Consider the following 16,917-nt stretch of genomic DNA (forward strand, 5'->3'; position numbering starts at 1 on the left):
CATGCGCTTTGCCGCGATCGCAGATGTCCACGGCAACCATCTCGCGCTGGAGGCCGTGCTCGCGGATATCAGTGCGCAGGGCGTGACCGAGATCGTGAACCTCGGCGACATGGCGAGCGGCCCGCTCGACGCGCGCAAGACGATGGATCTGCTGATGCCGCTCGATGCGGTGCATGTCCGCGGCAACCACGATCGCTGGCTGATCGATCGACCGCCGGAGAAGATGGGCGCATGGGAGCGGCCTGCTTACGCCCAGCTCGAAGCTGATCATCTCGACTGGCTGCGCACGATCCCGGCGACGGCCGTGTATCAGGACGAGGTGTTTCTATGTCACGCGACGCCCGATGACGACAACGTCTACTGGCTCGAGCGCGTCGCTCAGGACGGTGCGATCACTTGCGCGCTGCTCGACGACATCGAGCGACTGGCCGCCGGCATTTCGCAATCATTGATCCTGTGTGGCCATACCCACACGGCCCGTGCGGTGCGCTTGCGCGACGGTCGGCTGATCGTCAATCCGGGCAGCGTCGGCAGCCCCGGCTATTCCTATAACGCGCCGCATCCGCATGTCGTGCAGGCCGGCACGCCTGATGCGCGCTACGCGATCCTTGAGCCGACGTCGTCCGGCTGGAGCGTGAGCTTCCGCCACGTGCCCTATGATCACCGATCCATGGCTGCGCTCGCGCGCGCCAATGGCGACGAGGAATTTGCATCGGCGCTTGCGACCGGCTGGATCCGCTGAGCTCACGCGAGCAGTTTCCAGGGATCAGCGACCCTCTGCTCGAGCTGCTCGAACGTGCATTGCCTCGGCGATTTGTCGGGCCGCCAGCGCAGGATCGAGGTGCCGTGGCGAAAGCGCTCGCCGGAGAAATGGTCGTAGCAGACCTCGATCACCAGCTTCGGTTTCAGCGGACACCACTCCGCGGAGCGCTCGGTCGACCAGCGGCTCGGCCCGCCCGGCGCATTGCCGGTGAAGCCGGGTGGCGAGATCAGCGGCTCGAGCTTGTCGGTCAGCGCGGGCTTCTCGTCCTTCTTGAGCGCGGAGGTGAAGCCGACGTGATGCAGCAGGCCGTCATCGTCGTAGAGCCCGAGCAGCAGCGAGCCGACCAGCTTGCGCCCCTGGGCGCCCTTGTTGGTGGCGTAGCGGAAGCCGCCGATCACGCAATCGGCCGAGCGATAGCGCTTGATCTTCTGCATGCCGTCGCGGTTGCCTGCCTGGTAGGGCAGGTCGATGCGCTTGGCGATCACGCCATCCGAGCCGCCGCCGGATTGCGCCAGCCAGTCTTGCGCGGTCGCAAAGCGCGTCGTCGCCGGCGACAGCCGAAACGTCGGGTGCCCGGCGAAGTTCGCTTCCGCAAACGCCTCCAGCGCCGGCCGCCGCTCGTGCAGCGTGTGCGTCACGAGCTCCTTCTTGCCACTCGCCAGCAGATCGAAGGCGAGGAACAGCGCCGGCGTCTCCACCGACAGCTTCTTCACCCGGCTGGCGGCGGGATGAATCCGCTGCAGCAACGCATCGAACGAGAACGACTTCACCTGCGGCACCACCAGCTCTCCGTCGAGGATGAAGCTGGTTGCCTTCAGTTGGCGTGCCGCAGCGACCACCTCGGGGAAGTAGCGGGCGAGATCTTCGCCGGCTTTCGACTGCATCGTCACCTGAGCGCCCTCGCGCGCGAGCAGGCAGCGGAAGCCGTCCCATTTCGGCTCGTATTGCCAGTCCTCGCCGCGCGGGATTGCATCCACCGAGCGCGCCTCCATGGCCAGCAAACCGGATTTGCGGGAGGGCGAGCGATGGGCGCGGGCGGGCATGGCGACATCCGAAAACGCTGAAACATACCCCCTCAACGCGAACGGCCGGCGATTCCGCCGGCCGTTCGACAAAAATCCTGGATCGTGAAGCGTCAGACCGCCGACGAGATCCACTGCTGCAGCTTCGCCTTCGGCGCAGCGCCGACCTGGCGCGAGGCCATCTCGCCGCCCTTGAACACCATCAAGGTGGGGATCGACATCACGCCGTACTTCGAGGCCGTCTTCGGGCTCTCGTCGACGTTGAGCTTGACGATCTTGACCTTGTCGCCCATCGCGCTCGAGATCTCGTCCAGGGCGGGCGCAATCATGCGGCACGGGCCGCACCACTCGGCCCAGAAGTCGACCACGACCGGGCCGTCGGCCTTGAGCACTTCGCTTTCGAAATCGGCGTCGGAAACCTTGCCAACGGCCATGGGATTACCTCGTTCGGTTGGAGGGAGCGGCGCGGACGCACCGCCTCAGCGTGGGTGTCAAAGTAGGAATGGCGTGATGCCGGGTCAAGCGGGCTCACTCAGACGTGCTGGGATGGCAGCACGGCGTCCAGCGCGGAGGCCGGAAGCTCCATGAATTCAGCGGCTTCGGTCCAGAGCAGCGCGGCGCGGACGTTTCGTCCGGGGTACAACTGGCCGAGCACGGCGCGGTACAGCGCGAGCTGCCGGACATAGGCCGGGGGCACGTCGGCGAGTCCCGAGGGCGGCTGCTGGTTGGTCTTGAAGTCGACGATCAGCACCTCGGCCTCGGTCACCACCAGTCGGTCGATCTGGCCGGAGACCAGCGCCGGAGGCTGGTCGGCCAGTGCGAGGCGGCCCACGATCGAGACTTCCGCCCGGCTCCCGGCCGCGAACACCGCGGCAAAGCGCGGGTCTTCGACCACGGCGAGCACGCGTTCCGCGAGTCCCGCGCGCTCGTCCTCCGGCCAGTCGGCGGCGTTGCGAATCAGATATCGCAGCGCGGCATCGCGCCGCCGCTCCGGCGGCACCTCGGGCAGCGACTGCAGCAGGCGATGCACCAGCGTGCCGCGCTGCATCGCGAGGCTGCGCGCGGCCAGCGATTCGCCCGTGCGCACCGGCCGCTCGTCGGCGGACGGATCGGATGGCCGGAGCACGGCGACCTCGCCAGGCGCCTCCGCCGCCGCCGTGCGCAGCCACGCCGGCAGCTCGACGGCCGTCTCGACCATGCGCTGCGTTTCGTCAGCAGCGGTTTCCGCGATGTCCTCGGCCCGCGCGTAGCGCTTGACCGGCCCGTCCTCGGTTTCGGTCACCTCGACCTGCAGGCCCGCCGCGTCAAGGCCGCGCGCCATCAGGTCGTACCAGCTGCCGCCGCGGACGTTGTTCATGTTGCCCGGCATGCAGCCGCCGATGACCAGCCGATCCGCGGCGCGCGTCATCGCGACATAGAGAAGCCGCCGATATTCGTCCTCGGTTTCCTTGAGCATCGCCGTGCGCGCCGCAGCCACGGCTTGCGGATCGTCGGCCTTGCGGCCGGCCCAGACCACGATCTCCTGCTCGCCATGCGGCACGTGGATCAGCCGCAGCCGCTGCGAATCCGCCGGCGATGACGTCGTGTCGACCAGGAAGACGACGGAGGCTTCGAGGCCCTTGGCGCCGTGCACGGTCATGACGCGCACCTCATCGCGCGAAATCTCCATGTCGCGCTTCACCTCGGTGTCGGCGGCGCGCAGCCAGGCGATGAATCCCTGCAGCGAAGCCGGCGCCTTGCGCTCATAGGACAGCGCCAGCTCCAGGAATTCGTCGAGCGCGTCGTTCGCCTCGTGGCCGAGCCGCGCCAGGATGCGGCGCCGGCCGCCATCGCCGCCAAGCAGCCAGGCGTAGAACGCGAACGGCGTGTCCTCAGACGCACGGCGCTCGCATTGCTGCAGGCGTCGGACGACCGCCTGCAGCCGCTCGTCGTCAGCGGCATGGGCTGTGAGTGCGTCGCGTAAGGAGCCGCGGCGCTGCCACGCCAGCTTGAACAGATCGTCGTCGTCGAGCCCGAACAGCGGGCTCTTCAGCGCGGTGGCCAGCGCCAGGTCGTCCTGCGGCAGCAGCAGCGCGTCGGCGAGGTTCATCAGGTCGATGATCGCGATGTGCTCGGTCAGCTTGAGCCGGTCGGCGCCGGCGACGGGGATGCCGGCGTGCTTCAGCGCCTGGATCACGGCATCGAAGGCGTTGCCGCGCCGGCGCACCAGGATCAGCATGTCGCCATAGCTGAGCCGCCGCCGCGCGCCGTCATGGCCGGTCATCGTGCCTGTCAGGATCAGCCGCTTGATCTCGGCCTGGATGCGGCGCGACAGCTTCACCTCGGGGCTGGTGACGGAGACGCCGTCGAACGGCGCCCGCCAGCCCTCGATCTCCTTGCGGTCGTCGCGTTCGCACAGGCTCCAGAGCTCGACCATGCTCGGCCCGGCATCGGTCAGCGCGTTGTGGATGGGATGGCCGATGTCAGGCGAGTGGATGCTGCTGTAGACCTCGCGCTCGCGGAATACATGGTCGACCGCGTGCAGCACCGTCGGCCCGGAGCGGAACGAATAGGTGAAGGACACCGGATCGAACAATAGCCCGGCGTCGGTGAAGCGCTTCTGCAATTGCCGCCGGCGCGCATCGAACTCGTGCGGGTCGGCGCCCTGGAACGAGAAGATCGACTGCTTCTCGTCGCCGACCGCGAAGATCGTCCGCGTCAGGCCGTCGCGCGCGCCGGCGCCGGCGGTGAACTCCTCGATGATGTGGGCAACGATGTCCCACTGCCGTGGGCTCGTATCCTGGGCCTCGTCGATCAGCACGTGATCGACGCCGCGGTCGAGCTTGTAGTGGACCCAGCCGGCGGAGACGCGGTTGAGCATCGCCAGTGTCTTGTCGATCAGGTCGTCATAGTCGAGCAGCCCGCGCTCCTCCTTCTCGCGGCGATAGTTCGCGGCTGCCGCTGTCGCGATCTGCAGCAGCGCCTCGGTGCGGTCGCGCACGACAGCGGCGCGGCGCTTCTCGATCAGGCGGTCGAGCCGGGCGGCCTCGGAATCGAACAGACCCGCCAACCCCGGATTGGCGTCGGCGAACTTCTTGGTCAGCAGCGATTTGCGCGGCTGCTTGTCGTCGGTGAGAAACAGCCGGAGATATTCGTCGACCTGATCGGCTCCAGAGAACGCCAGTGCAGCGCGAAGTTGCTCCGCCTGCTTCTGGTCGGTCTTGGCGCCGCCATCCAGCCGACCGGCGATCTCGGTCCAGTCCGCGCGCGGCAGGTTTGGACCGTCAAGAATGTCGCGCTCGATCGCCTCCAGCGTCTCATCAGCGCCGATGCCAAGTACTTCGCCGAGATGCTGCGCGGCGACCTCGACGCGGCCGGCGCCATCGGTCCAGGCCATGAAATGATCGCGGCTCAGGCAAGCCTCGCGCACGACCTCCTTGAAGGTCGAGTCGGCGGCATTGGCCATCGCCACCTGCAGCGCCCGGCCGACCGCGCTGTCCGGCGCCCTGGAGGCATCGAGCAGCACCTTGAGATTGGCGCGCTCCATCATCTCGGTCTGGTCGCGCTCGTCGAGCACCGAGAACCGCGCGGGAACGTTGGCCTCGAATGGAAACTGCTGCAGCAGCCGGGTGCACAGCGCGTGGATGGTCTGCACCTTCAGCCCGCCCGGCGTCTCCAGCGCGCTGGCAAATAGTTTGCGCGCCGAGGCGCGCAGCTTCTTGTCGGGGTTGGGAATGCCGGTGGATCGGATCGCGTCATCCAGCGCGTCGTCGTCGAGCGTCACCCAATGGCCGAGCGTCGAGAACACGCGCTCGGCCATGTTGGCGGCGGCGGCCTTGGTGAAGGTGATGCAGAGGATCTTCTCCGGCGGCACGCCGTCGAGCAGCAGCCGGATCACGCGCTGCACCAGCACATGCGTCTTGCCCGAGCCGGCATTGGCCGACACGAACGCCGAGGCAGCCGGGTTCGATGCGCGCGTCTGCGCCTCGCGCACGGCCTGCGGAATGGGGCGGGGCGCCTTCACCATTCCTCCACTCCCAGGCCGCCGGCCGCCGACCACTCCTTGATGCGGGCGAGGTCGTCATAGGCGCCGTAGCGGTTCGCCCACATCGACAGGTTCAGCGAGGTGTAGCCTTGATTGACGTCCTCGAAGCTGCGGATCAGCGCTTCGAGTTTTTCGCGCGCCTCCTGCGCGGCCTGGTCCGGATGCTGCGGCGCGTCGCTCTTGTTGATCTTCAGCTCGAGAATGCGCTCCTCGCCCGGCGGGTTGTTGCCGGACAGCCGGACATAAACGAGCTGGCTGATCAGGCTGCCGGCCGGAATGCCGTCGAAGCCGCCCTCGCGGAGGATCGCGGCTTCAAGCGTGAGCTGCGGCGACAGGCCCATGCGTACCTGCTTGGCCGTGGGCGGCTGTCCGGTCTTGTAGTCGAGAATGGCGTAGGTGCCCTCGGCATGCTGCTCGATGCGGTCGGCGCGCGCCGACAGGATGAAGGTACGGCCATTGTCGAGCGGAATGCCGATTTCGCCGCGGATCTCCGCGGTGATCGCGCCGATCTGCGCGCGTCGCGCGCTCTCCCACGCCGCAAACCAGCCGGCGATGCGCTGGAAGCGAGGCCACCACAGCGCCCGCGCCTCGGGACGCTCCATCAGCGGCGCAAAATGTTTCTCGCCGATCACGCGCAGCGCATGCGCCGGATGCAGCGGCAGCGCATCGGCATAAACTTGCGTGAACTCGCCGATCGCCTCGTGGATCGCCGAGCCGCGATCGGCTGATGACAGCGGCATGTCGACGGGATCGAGCGGATCGAGCCGCAGGATGTAGCGCGCGAAGATGGTGTAGGGATCGCGCAGCCAGTCCTCGATCGCGGTCACCGACATGCGCAGCGGCCGTGCTGCCAGCGGCGGCTTCGGTGCCGGCTGCTCGATCGGCTTCACGGTCGCGGGCTGGTCGAGCACCTCGGCATAGCGGACGTAGATGTCACCGCGCGCCTCCGCCGCCTTCCAGCGCTCGGCGCCGGCGACGGCTTCGAGCCGGTGCAGGAAGCGCGAGGCCACGGCGGGCGCGCCGCCGGACTTTGCGGCGTGGGTCAGGATCACCTCGGGCGCGCCGAGCAGCTGCGCGAAATCGTGTGCTGATAGTCCGATGCGGCGCTCGGGCAGGTCGAGGCCGAGCTGATGCCGCATCGGGCGGCTGAGCCAGGGATCGATGCGCGGCGCCGGCGGCCAGATGCCCTCGATCAGGCCGCCGACGATCATGCGGTCGGCCTGCATCAGCCGGGCTTCGAGCGGACCGTAGATCTGCAGCTGCGCGCCGTGGCGCTCGGGGCGGCGCACCGCGCGATCGGAGAAGGCGGTATGGAACAGATCCGGATAATCCGCCAGCGGCGCCATCAGGCCGCAGCGCTCGCCGGACGCGAGCAGGTCGTCGAAGCAGCGCGCCAGCGCGGCGCCGTCGCTATCGGTGAAGGCGGTGCTGAGGCCGACATCGTCGGTCGACAGCGCAATCAGCACCTCACGATGCCGCGCGGCGAGCTCGGCGAAATCCTGCGGGCGCGGCGAGGCGAGGTTTTCCAGCGGCGCCAGCGCCGTCTGCAACTGCGCGATCAGCGCGCCGGCGCGGTCGAGCTGCTCGGGGCTGAGACGCGCGCGCGGCTCGGCCTTGTGCAGCGATGATACTTCGCCCTGATGCAGCTTGGTGTGCTCGTCGCGGAAGCGCGCGAAGTCGCGCGCGAGCCCGCCGGTTCCGGCTTGCGGCCGCGTGCCGCGCAGCACCGCGAGCTCCAGCGTCTCGATGGCACTCTTCCAGCCATTCGCGGCGCGGCCGAGCCGGCACAGCGGATGCTTGAGCAGCGCCAGCAGGGTCGGCGGCTCCAACCCGCGCGCGGCGGCTTCGGCGGCGAGGCGCGCGAAGATGCCAGCGGGCGTCTCCAACAGCGCATCACCGCCGGAGTCGTCGAAGGTGAGGTGCCAGCGCGCTAGCGCCGCCATCACGCGGCGGGCCAGCGCGCGGTCCGGCGTCACCAGCGCGGCCGATTTGCCGAGATGGCGCGCCTCGCGCATCGCGATCGCGACCGCCAGCGCCTCCATCTCCGGATTGGGCGCAGCGACGACCGCGAGGTTGTCCATGGCTTCCGCGATGTTGGCGGCGATGTCGAACTGGCGCAGCCGCTCGTGCCAGACGGCGGTCGCCTCCGACGGCCGCATCGCCTCTGAGATCAACACCTCCCGGCCGCCGCGGCCGGTTGGGACGAGACGGACCACGTCGCGCCGGTCCAGGCCGAAGCGCTTGAGCAGCAGATGCATGGCATATTGCGGATGGTTGACCGCGGGCGGCGTCAACACGCGGCCGGCGCGGTCCCTGGCACCGCCGATCGAATTCCACGCGGCTTCGTCGAGATCGGTGTCGAGCCCAGGCAGCACCACCGCGCCATGCGGAAGCTTGGCGACGGCGAGCAGGAATTTTGCCGTCGCCGGCATCGAGCCGGTGGAGCCGGCGGCAATCACGGGCCCATCGGGATGCGCCGACAGCCGCGCCGCCTCGGCCGCGATCAACAGATCGCGCCGCGCCGCCGGCTCGATGCGCCCGATCTCCTGCAGATAGGCCGGCCACGCGGTCCGCGCGATCCGCAGGAACTCGAGCGAATACTGCCAGTATTTGTCGAGCTGATCCGGCACCAGCGCGTCGAGCGCGTCCCACGACACGCCGCGCGTCACCATGTCGTCGATCAGCCGTGCGAGGTCGCCGGCCAGCGCGAGCGTCGAGGCGGGCCCGCCGATCACCAGCGGCGCCGACACCGGCGTCTTGGCCCAGGCCGCGACCAGCCGCGCCAGCGTGAGCCGGCGCTGCAGGTCGTCGAGACGCTCCGGAATCTCCAGCGGCGCCGGCCCGAGGAACGCGTCGCGATCCTCGGCGAAGGCAAGCTCGTCCTCATCGATGTCGCCGAGCGCGACGAGGCGCGGCAGCACCGCGGCATCGGTCTTCAGCTCGTCGAGGAACATTTCGCGCGCGACACGGAGCGAACGGCGCGTCGGCAGATACAGCGTGGCGGTCGCGAGTCGGGCCGGATCGCTGCGCGCCTCGAAGCCGTCGACCAGCCGGCCGTCGACCAGCGCCGCGATCACGCTGCGCAGGAACGGCGCCGAGATGGGAACGGTGAAGACGCGCATGGCCTGCGATTCGGGTTGCTCAGGCCATCTATATAGGGAGCGATCGGGCGGAGGTCATATCCGGGGTGTGGATGGGTGTTGATAGCGCCGCGACCGCTCCGATGTTGGACGCCGCACGCGGGGAGCCCCTCTGCGGCCGCGATCTCAGCTGTCGTAACCCGCTTTCGCGGGCGGTGAGAGCTGAGTTGCTGGAACCATCCGCCCACCTTCATCGTCACCGACAGCGCGGCGAAGCAATCCACGGCTGAGCACGGGACTCTGGATTGGGTCGCTGCGCTCGCAATGACGGAGAAAAGCCGCTGCGCTCCGGATGACACCGAGTGTGAGGTGATGGCTTCGCCCGGGGGTCTACGCCGCACTCTCCAGCAGCGCCTCTTCGGCTTCCATCACAGCAGCCGGCGTGCCCACATGCATCCACACGCCTTCGAGGCGGAGGCCGAACAGGCGGTCCTGCTCGTTCGCCTTGTCGAACATCTTCGTCAGCGAGAACTCGCCCTTCGGCGCGCCGTCGAAGATCGCCGGCGAGATGATCGCGGCGCCCGCATAGACGAACGGCACCACCTGATGCTCCCGCCGCTTGCGCAAGGTGCCGTCGGCGAGCATCGCGTAGTCGCCTTGACCCGCGTAGCCGATCGAGGTCGCGGTCGGCGCCATCAGCAGCATGATGTCCATGCGTTCGGGATCGAACGCGTCGGCGAGCCGGGACAGGTTTTGGCGCACGCCCTCGATCCACATCGTGTCGGAGTTGACGTGGAAGAACGGCTCATGGCCGAGCAGCGGCAGCGCCTTGACGACGCCGCCGCCGGTGCCGAGCACCTGGTCGCGCTCGTCGGAGATGATCACGCGGGGCGTGCTGCGCGCGGCCGTGTGCTCGATGATCTGGTCGGCGAGATAGTGGACGTTGACGACGGCTTCGGTGACGCCGGCTTCGGCGAGGCGGCCGAGCACATGGTCGAGCAGCGGGCGGCCGGCGACGCGCACCAGCGGTTTGGGCATCGTCTCGGTCAGTGGGCGCATGCGCAATCCGAGACCGGCGGCGAGGACCATGGCTTTGTGCGGCTTGACGGGCATCTTCAGGGCATCTCGATCAACGGTGGTGCGAATCATACCACGCAAGAACATCTATCGTCTCGGCCGGTTGCGATAGCCTGGGCCGATGACGAATATGCGACGGCTGCCCGGCCGTCGTGATGCAAGATGCCGCAGGCTGTCGTGGCTCGGTCAGGCTTCGGCCGTGGCGCGCTTGTTGGTCTTCTTCTTGCCCTGCTTCAGGAAGGTGACGCCGATCTGGTCGCCATTGACCCAGGCCAACTCGCAGCGCCGGTAGGCCAAGCCGGTCGACGACAACAGCAGGAAGAACTCCTTCAGGTGCAGGCCTTCGACCGAGCCCTCGACCGTCAGCTTCGCCCCGGTCTCCGAGACGTCCTCGATGGTGCAGTTGCGGCGCCAGGTGCCGTCGATGCCCATCATGAAAGCCGGGATGCCGCGCTCGAAGACGACGCGTTCGCCCTTCATCCGCTCTGCCATCGCAACCTCCATTCACGCGCGGCGCGCAACCGGCGCCGCGGGCGCAAGGTAAGGGGGGATGGCTAAGAACCGGTAAAGCTACGGGGGAGCGATGTTGCGGGCTCTCGCCACAACAGCGGTCGGCTCCCCTCTCCCTTGCGGGGAGGGGTTGGGGGTGGGGGTCCGCGGATGCGGAGTGCTATTGGGTTATTCGGTTTGGCAGCTTTGAGCTATCAGCGCGATCATTGCTGCTGATGGTCAGGGTTCTGCGCTCTTCACTCACAACGTCGCCCGGAGACCCCCACCCCCGACCCTCCCCGCAAGGGAGAGCGGGCACACCGCTGTCGCCGTGAGAGGGTGCCTCAAGCCACGCCGACCGGCGGCGGCACGTTGGCCGCGTACCAGTCGCGCAGCGGCTCCAGTGCGGGATGGGCCAGCGACCGGTGGAGATAATCCCAGATACGGGGCTGGTGCTTGAGGTAATGCGGCTTGCCGTCGCGGCGGTTGAGGCGGGCGAAGGTGCCGAGCAGGCGGGTGTTGCGCTGGGCCGACATGATCGCGTAGTGCGCGCTGAATTCGTCGGCGTCGAACTCCGTCGACGCAGCCTGGCGCGCGGCGATGTAGCGCTCCCGGAGCGCCCGCTCGATCTCGGGCGACACGTCGATCCGGGCGTCCTGCGCCAGGGAGACCACGTCGTAGGCCGGCGGTCCCATCACCGCGTCCTGGAAGTCGATCACGCCCACGCGGGCGATGCCGTCGCGCGCGGGCAGCCAGAGCAGGTTGGGCGAGTGGTAGTCGCGGATCACCCAGGTCGGCTTAGATGTCGGCTTGGCCGCGAGCGGCGCCTCCAGCATCTCCCGCCATATTTCCAGGAATTCGGCCCGCAGCACCTGCGACAGCTCCACGCCACGGTCGGGCAGGTACCATTCGAGCATCAGGCCGATCTCGATCAGCATGGCTTCGGCGTCGAAGGTCGGAACCTCGTAGGTCACCTGCGGCGCCAGCGGCAGCACCGCGGGGACGTCCTGCGCGTGCAGCGCGGCCAACAGATCGGTCGCGGCCTCGTAGCGCTCCACGATCGGTCGTGGCGGGTCGCCCTCGATCACGCCCTCGCGTCCGAGATCCTCGGTGATGAGAAAGCCTTGGCCGAGATCGGCGTCGTTGATCTTCGGCGCCGAGATGCCGCGCCCGCGCAAGGCGGCGGCGATCGCGACGAATGGGCGGACGTCCTCGGCGAGATGCACGGCGCCGCTATAGGGTTTGCCGTTGTAGGTTGCCGGGCCGTCGGGCCGTTTCGGCGAGTTCATCAGGATGAAGACGCGCTCGCCCTTGTGGAGCCGCGCATAGGAGCGGGTCGAGGCATCGCCGGCCATGCGCTCGCGGCGCGATTTGGCGTGCCCGGCCTCGGCGAGGAATTCGCGCAAGGCTTTCAGCCGTGCAACCACCGCGGCCGCCTTGCCGCTGCCGGTGACCTCGGCGCTGCGGGCGGTGTCGCCCCGCGATGGATCGTGGCGCAGCGCGATGTCGATGCGGTCCAGTGGCAGAGCGCTGCCGGCGCGCTCCGGCCATTCGATCAGCACGACGGTCGCCTCCGGCAGCGGCGACAGGCCGATCTCCTCGAGCTCCGATGCATCGCTGATGCGATAGAGATCGGCATGCACCAGCGGGAAGCTCGGCAGGTCGTAGCTCTGCGCCAGGGTGAAGGTCGGACTCGGCACCTCCAGCTCGTCGTCGCCGGCGAGGTAGCGGATCATCGCCCGCGCCGCCGCGGTCTTGCCGGCGCCGAGGTCGCCGGTGAGCGTGATCAGCGCGCCCGGGCCGATCAGCAGCGCGAGGTCGGCCATGAGAGCGGCGGTGGCGGCTTCGTCCGCGAGCGCGGTGGTGAATGTCAGCTGGTCCGTCATTCCGCGGCGTTGCGTTGCGCGACGTGGTCGGTCGGGAAATCACAGGTGACCGTGGTGCCCTTGCCGACCACCGAATCCATCCGCACCCTGCCGCCATGCAGCTCGACGAAGGAGCGCACCAGCGACAGGCCGAGGCCGGCGCCGCGATGGCGCGAGCCCTGCGAATGGCTCTCGAACCATTCGAACACCTTGTCCTTCACCTCGGGCGGAATGCCGGGGCCGGAATCGGTGACCGCGAAGGTGACGCTGTGATCGGTGCGGCGGGCGCTGACGACGACGCTCGAATCCGGCGGCGAGAAGCCAACGGCGTTGGCGAGCAGATTGTAGAGCACCTGCACGACGCGGCGCTCGTCGCCGACGAAGGAGCCGACATCGGGGTCGACCGCAATCGTCAGGCGGATGCGATCGGTGGCGAGGCGGTCCTGCACGCCCTCGGCCGCGGCCTCGATCGCCTTGGCGGCGTCGACCGGCCCGAGCTCGAGCTTCATGGCGCCGGCATCGATGGTGGCGAGGTCGAGAATGTTGTTGGTGAGCGCGAGCAGCGCGTTGGTGGATTTGGTGACGTAGTCGAGATACTCGGCCTGCTTCGGCGTCAGCGGTCCCGTGGATGGATCCGACAGGAAATGCGCGAAGCCGATGATCGTCGTCAGCGGCGCGCGCAGCTCGTAGGACACGTGGTGGACGAAGTCGATCTTCATCTGGCCGGCGGCTTCGAGCGCCTCGTTGCTCTCGCGCAGCGCCCGCTCGACATTCTCGGTGTCGGTGATGTCCTGGAAGGTGAGCATGGTCGCGCCGTCGGGCAGGGGGCGGCTCATGCAGTCGAGCACGCTGCCGTCCTTGCGCTCGAGCTTCAGCGCCGCGTCGAGCCGGTTCTCGATCGAGGTGATCGCCTCGCGGATGGTGCGCCAGGCGACCGCGTCGTCATAGAGCTGATGGCACCAGGATTCCACGGTGTCGATATGCGGATGCTCGCGCAACTGATCCGGCGACAGCCGCCACATCTTGGCGAAGGCCGGATTGAACAGCTCGACCCGGCCGTTCGAGCCGAACACCGCGACGCCTTCGGCGAGGCTGTCGAGGGTCTCGCGCTGGACCCGGATCAGGCCGTCGAAGCGGCGGGCAAGCGCGAAGCTCTCGGTGACGTCGTCGAACAGATAGGTGACGCCGCCTTCCGGGTTCGGCGTGGTGACGACCGATAATGCGCGGCCGTCGGGCAGGAACCAGGTGTCCTTGGCGGCCTCGACGGCGCGATAGGCCTCGTGAAGCTTGGCCTTCCAGGCCCGGAAGTCGGCCTGCTCGGGCAACTTGCGCGCGGCACGAAGACGGTCGAGCACCGACGAGTCATCCGGCTGGCTGTCCAGGAAGGTGGGATCGAGACCCCACAGCCGGCGATAGGAGTCGTTGTAGAAGGCGAGCCGGCGCTGGCCGTCGAACACGGCCACGCCTGAGGACAACTGGTCGAGCGTGCGCCGGTGTGCTTCCCGCATCCGCACCACGGCCGCATCCAGCGCCGCCGCCTCGCTGGCGTCGATGGCGACACCGGCGCTGCCGTGGCCCAGCATGAAGGCGCGCACGTCATACATGCGGCGCTCGCCGCCGGTCACGATCGGCAGCCGGCCCTCGAAACGGCCGTTGGCGCCGAGCGCACGCTGCAGGTCGATACGGTCGGCCGAGTCGAGCAGCTCGATGTTGCGGCCGATCGCGTCCGGCACGTCGCGGGCGTCCGCGGCGCGGGCATAGGCCGGGTTGACGTAAGCGAGGGCGCCATTGGCCTGCCGCGCCCAGATCGGCCACGGCAGCGCCGATGCCAGCGCGCGCAGCGACTCCGTCTCCTCGCCGAGCGCCTTGAAGCGGAGCTGCGTCTCGGCGAGCTCGCGGCGCAGGCCGGACAATTCGCGGATGCGCACGATGGCCTGCCCGCCGATGGCGCGGCCCATCGCCTCGATCGCATGGCCGTGCGAGGTGGTGAGATTGAGCATGAAGCCTTCGCCCGCTTCGCGCAGCGCGTCGACGGCGCGGTCGAGCTGCAGCGCAGGCTCCGGCGGCAGCCAGGTTCCAAAGGCGAGAATGCGCTGCGGCTGATCCTGCGGCACCAGCATCGAGGTGTCGCCGGAGATCTGCGGGCGATGGCCGCCGGCCGGCCAGGCGATCAGGATCTGCGGCTCGGCGAACAGCAGCGCACGGTAGCGATCGGCCTGCAGTTGCAGCTCGGCGACATTGGCACGCAGCCGCGCTTCCTTGCGCGCGGCCGCCAGACGCGTGCGCACCAGCGCGACCGCAGCGACCACGGAGAAGCCGAGCAGCGCCAGCATCGCCGTGACCTCGGCGATATCAGGACGGCTCAGCTCGAACAGCGTCGTGATCGCATCCGGCGGCACGCCATCGCCTGCGAAGCCCGGTGTCGCCGGCGCAAGCGCAGTCGCAGCGAGACCCATCAGGCCTTTGCGCGCAAGTGACGTGCACGACAGCAGCGTCTGACGCATCACCACGATCACGCCCGACATATTTGCCCCAAACCGCACGAAGTTCCGCGCGGCGCCGATCGCGTCGACCGCGCCGTCTCACGAATCAATCAACCATAACCGCTTCGGGACTCCAGCGGTAAGAGTCCAGACCGTGAACGGTGGTTGCGCCTGAGGAAAATGCGTCCGCCGATCGACTCTTTCGAGTCGGAACAGTGGCAAGCCCGTAGTTCAACGGCCCGTCGAGCCGAAGCCGCCGCTGCCGCGCGCGGTCGTCGTCAAGCTTGTCGCGAGGCTGAGCTCGGCGCGCACCACGGCGGCGATCACCATCTGCGCGATGCGCTCGCCGCGACGGATCGTAAACGGTTCCTTGCCGTGGTTGATCAGCAGCACGCAGATCTCGCCGCGGTAGTCCGCGTCCACCGTGCCCGGTGCGTTCAGCACCGTGACGCCGTGGCGTGCAGCGAGCCCCGAACGCGGTCGCACCTGGGCCTCGTAGCCGTCGGGCAGCGCGATCGACAATCCCGTCGGCACCATCGCGTGGCCGCCTGACGCAAGGACGAGCGGTGCATCGGCCGGAACCGCGGCGAGCAGATCGAGCCCCGCGGCATGTGCGGTCTGATAGGCCGGCAGCGGCAGGCCTTCGCCATGCGGCAGGATCTGCACGTCGATCGCGATCGTCTGTGTCACGCAACGGGTCCCATGGTTCTGGCAATCTCGGCAACGAGCGCCGTCGCGACCTCGTCCTTGGTCATGATCGGCCAGGACGCGACATGGACGCCATCGGCGTCCTTCGTCAAGAGATGCACGGTGTTGCGGTCGCCGCCCATCACGCCGGTCGCAGGCGAGACGTCGTTGGCGACGATCCAGTCGCAGCCCTTGCGGGCGAACTTGGCCTTCGCGTTGTCGATCAGGTGCTCGGTCTCGGCGGCGAAGCCGATCACGAGACCTGGCCGCTTGTCTTTGAGCTTCGAGATCGTTGCGAGGATGTCGGGATTCTCAACCAGCGCGAGCGGCGGAATCGCCTTGTCCGTCTTCTTCAGCTTCTGGCCGCCCTCATTGGCGACGCGCCAGTCGGCCACCGCCGCGGCGAAGATCGCGACGTCGGCCGGCAGCTCGGCCTCGACCGCTTCCAGCATCTGCCGTGCCGACTCGACATGCGTGACGTTGACGCCCTTGGGATCGGCGAGCTCGACCGGCCCCGCGATCAGCCGGACGTCGGCGCCGGCGGCCTGCGCGGCGGCGGCGATCGCAAAGCCCTGCTTGCCGGAGGAGCGGTTGGCGATGTAGCGCACCGGATCGATCGGCTCGTGCGTCGGTCCGGCCGTGATCAGCACGCGGCGGCCGGCGAGCGGGCGCGGCGTCGGCGGCTTGAGCATGGCGACGACGGCGTCCGCGATCTCGATGGCCTCGGCCATGCGGCCGACGCCGGCCTCGCCCTTCTCGGCCATCTCGCCGGCGTTGGGGCCGATCATCCGGACGCCGTCGCGCTGCAGGGTGGCGGCGTTGCGGCGCGTGGCCGGGTTGCTCCACATCATCGGGTTCATCGCCGGCGCCAGCAGGATCGGCCGGCTCGCCGCGAGCAGGATGGCGCTGGCGAGGTCGCCGGCGGCGCCGTGCGCCATCTTCGACATCAGGTCGGCGGTGGCCGGCGCGACCACGATCAGGTCGCAGTCGCGCGCGAGGCGGATGTGGCCGACGTCGAACTCGCTGCGCGCGTCGAACAGATCGGTGAACACGCGGTCGCCCGACAGCGCTGACGCGGCCAACTCGGTGACGAACTGCGTCGCCGCCTTGGTCAGCACGCAGCGGACGCGGATGTGGCGTTCCTTCAGACGGCGGATCAAGTCGAGCGACTTGTATGCCGCGATGCCGCCGCCGATGATCAGGGTGACGCGCGCTTCACGGGCGGCGCCGGGCTGAGGGAGACCAGGCTCAGGCAGAGCGGCTGGAGCTGGCGCTGCCGTCGTCGGCTCGGACGGATCGACCGGCTCGATCAGCGCGCGCAGGATGACCCGGACTTCCTCCTCGACGGAGCGCCCGTTCTGCGCCGAGCGCAGTCGTAGATAGGTTTTGAGCGAGTCGTCGAGCTTGCGGATGGTCAGGCTGGCCAT

11 protein-coding genes are annotated in these 16,917 nt (G+C 68.6%); 1 reads left to right on the forward strand and 10 read right to left on the reverse strand.

Annotated features, from left to right (window positions below; genetic code table 11):
* Position 1 precedes the first annotated feature (1 nt).
* A complete protein-coding gene (locus tag ACQR1H_RS20695; RefSeq protein ID WP_434908117.1) occupies positions 2-742 on the forward strand; it encodes a metallophosphoesterase family protein in 741 nt (246 codons plus the stop codon).
* A 2-nt stretch (positions 743-744) separates the two neighbouring features.
* Here ACQR1H_RS20695 and ACQR1H_RS20700 read toward each other — a convergent pair whose 3' ends face one another.
* The 10 genes from ACQR1H_RS20700 to coaBC form a co-directional block, all read right to left on the reverse strand.
* Positions 745-1,755 (reverse strand): ATP-dependent DNA ligase, encoded by a 1,011-nt coding sequence (locus tag ACQR1H_RS20700; RefSeq protein WP_316179411.1) that lies wholly within the window; start codon positions 1,753-1,755, stop codon positions 745-747.
* Positions 1,756-1,898: 143 nt separating this feature from the next.
* Positions 1,899-2,219, reverse strand: a complete 321-nt coding sequence (trxA, locus tag ACQR1H_RS20705; protein ID WP_015663255.1) for a thioredoxin — start codon at positions 2,217-2,219, stop codon at positions 1,899-1,901.
* 98 nt (positions 2,220-2,317) lie between these two features.
* Positions 2,318-5,791: a double-strand break repair helicase AddA gene (gene addA / locus ACQR1H_RS20710; RefSeq protein WP_434908118.1), complete on the reverse strand. Its 3,474-nt coding sequence runs from the start codon at positions 5,789-5,791 to the stop codon at positions 2,318-2,320.
* Positions 5,785-8,931 carry a double-strand break repair protein AddB gene (addB, locus tag ACQR1H_RS20715; RefSeq protein ID WP_434908119.1) on the reverse strand — a complete coding sequence of 1,049 codons (3,147 nt, stop codon included), beginning with the start codon at positions 8,929-8,931 and terminating at the stop codon, positions 5,785-5,787. Before addB ends, addA begins: the two co-directional genes overlap by 7 nt.
* 348 nt (positions 8,932-9,279) lie before the next feature.
* A complete protein-coding gene (locus ACQR1H_RS20720; RefSeq protein ID WP_434908120.1) occupies positions 9,280-10,002 on the reverse strand; it encodes a nucleotidyltransferase family protein in 723 nt (240 codons plus the stop codon).
* Between the two features lie 150 nt (positions 10,003-10,152).
* Complete coding sequence (locus ACQR1H_RS20725) at positions 10,153-10,458, reverse strand: PilZ domain-containing protein (protein WP_008963143.1); 306 nt, start codon at positions 10,456-10,458, stop codon at positions 10,153-10,155.
* 341 nt (positions 10,459-10,799) lie between these two features.
* On the reverse strand, positions 10,800-12,341 hold the full coding sequence (gene tsaE / locus ACQR1H_RS20730; RefSeq protein ID WP_434908121.1) for a tRNA (adenosine(37)-N6)-threonylcarbamoyltransferase complex ATPase subunit type 1 TsaE: 1,542 nt from the start codon (positions 12,339-12,341) through the stop codon (positions 10,800-10,802).
* Positions 12,338-14,845 (reverse strand): PAS-domain containing protein, encoded by a 2,508-nt coding sequence (locus ACQR1H_RS20735; protein ID WP_434882294.1) that lies wholly within the window; start codon positions 14,843-14,845, stop codon positions 12,338-12,340. Before ACQR1H_RS20735 ends, tsaE begins: the two co-directional genes overlap by 4 nt.
* Positions 14,846-15,034: 189 nt before the next feature.
* Positions 15,035-15,493, reverse strand: a complete 459-nt coding sequence (gene dut / locus ACQR1H_RS20740; protein WP_316179005.1) for a dUTP diphosphatase — start codon at positions 15,491-15,493, stop codon at positions 15,035-15,037.
* On the reverse strand, positions 15,490-16,917 hold the full coding sequence (coaBC, locus tag ACQR1H_RS20745; RefSeq protein WP_316179007.1) for a bifunctional phosphopantothenoylcysteine decarboxylase/phosphopantothenate--cysteine ligase CoaBC: 1,428 nt from the start codon (positions 16,915-16,917) through the stop codon (positions 15,490-15,492). The genes dut and coaBC overlap by 4 nt, the downstream gene beginning before the upstream one ends.

This window comes from Bradyrhizobium sp. HKCCYLRH2015, from assembly GCF_051168215.1.
In the GTDB taxonomy this organism is placed as follows: Bacteria; Pseudomonadota; Alphaproteobacteria; order Rhizobiales; family Xanthobacteraceae; genus Bradyrhizobium.

What these genes read in the sequence shown, in the direction of transcription:
- addB (WP_434908119.1), bottom strand. Translation starts at nt 8,931, where the DNA reads ATGCGCGTCTTCACCGTTCCCATCTCGGCGCCGTTCCTGCGCAGCGTG.
- ACQR1H_RS20695 (WP_434908117.1), top strand. Translation starts at nt 2, where the DNA reads ATGCGCTTTGCCGCGATCGCAGATGTCCACGGCAACCATCTCGCGCTG.
- ACQR1H_RS20720 (WP_434908120.1), bottom strand. Translation starts at nt 10,002, where the DNA reads ATGCCCGTCAAGCCGCACAAAGCCATGGTCCTCGCCGCCGGTCTCGGA.
- ACQR1H_RS20725 (WP_008963143.1), bottom strand. Translation starts at nt 10,458, where the DNA reads ATGGCAGAGCGGATGAAGGGCGAACGCGTCGTCTTCGAGCGCGGCATC.
- ACQR1H_RS20700 (WP_316179411.1), bottom strand. Translation starts at nt 1,755, where the DNA reads ATGGAGGCGCGCTCGGTGGATGCAATCCCGCGCGGCGAGGACTGGCAA.
- tsaE (WP_434908121.1), bottom strand. Translation starts at nt 12,341, where the DNA reads ATGACGGACCAGCTGACATTCACCACCGCGCTCGCGGACGAAGCCGCC.
- trxA (WP_015663255.1), bottom strand. Translation starts at nt 2,219, where the DNA reads ATGGCCGTTGGCAAGGTTTCCGACGCCGATTTCGAAAGCGAAGTGCTC.
- addA (WP_434908118.1), bottom strand. Translation starts at nt 5,791, where the DNA reads ATGGTGAAGGCGCCCCGCCCCATTCCGCAGGCCGTGCGCGAGGCGCAG.
- ACQR1H_RS20735 (WP_434882294.1), bottom strand. Translation starts at nt 14,845, where the DNA reads ATGTCGGGCGTGATCGTGGTGATGCGTCAGACGCTGCTGTCGTGCACG.
- coaBC (WP_316179007.1), bottom strand. Translation starts at nt 16,917, where the DNA reads ATGGCCAGCCTGACCATCCGCAAGCTCGACGACTCGCTCAAAACCTAT.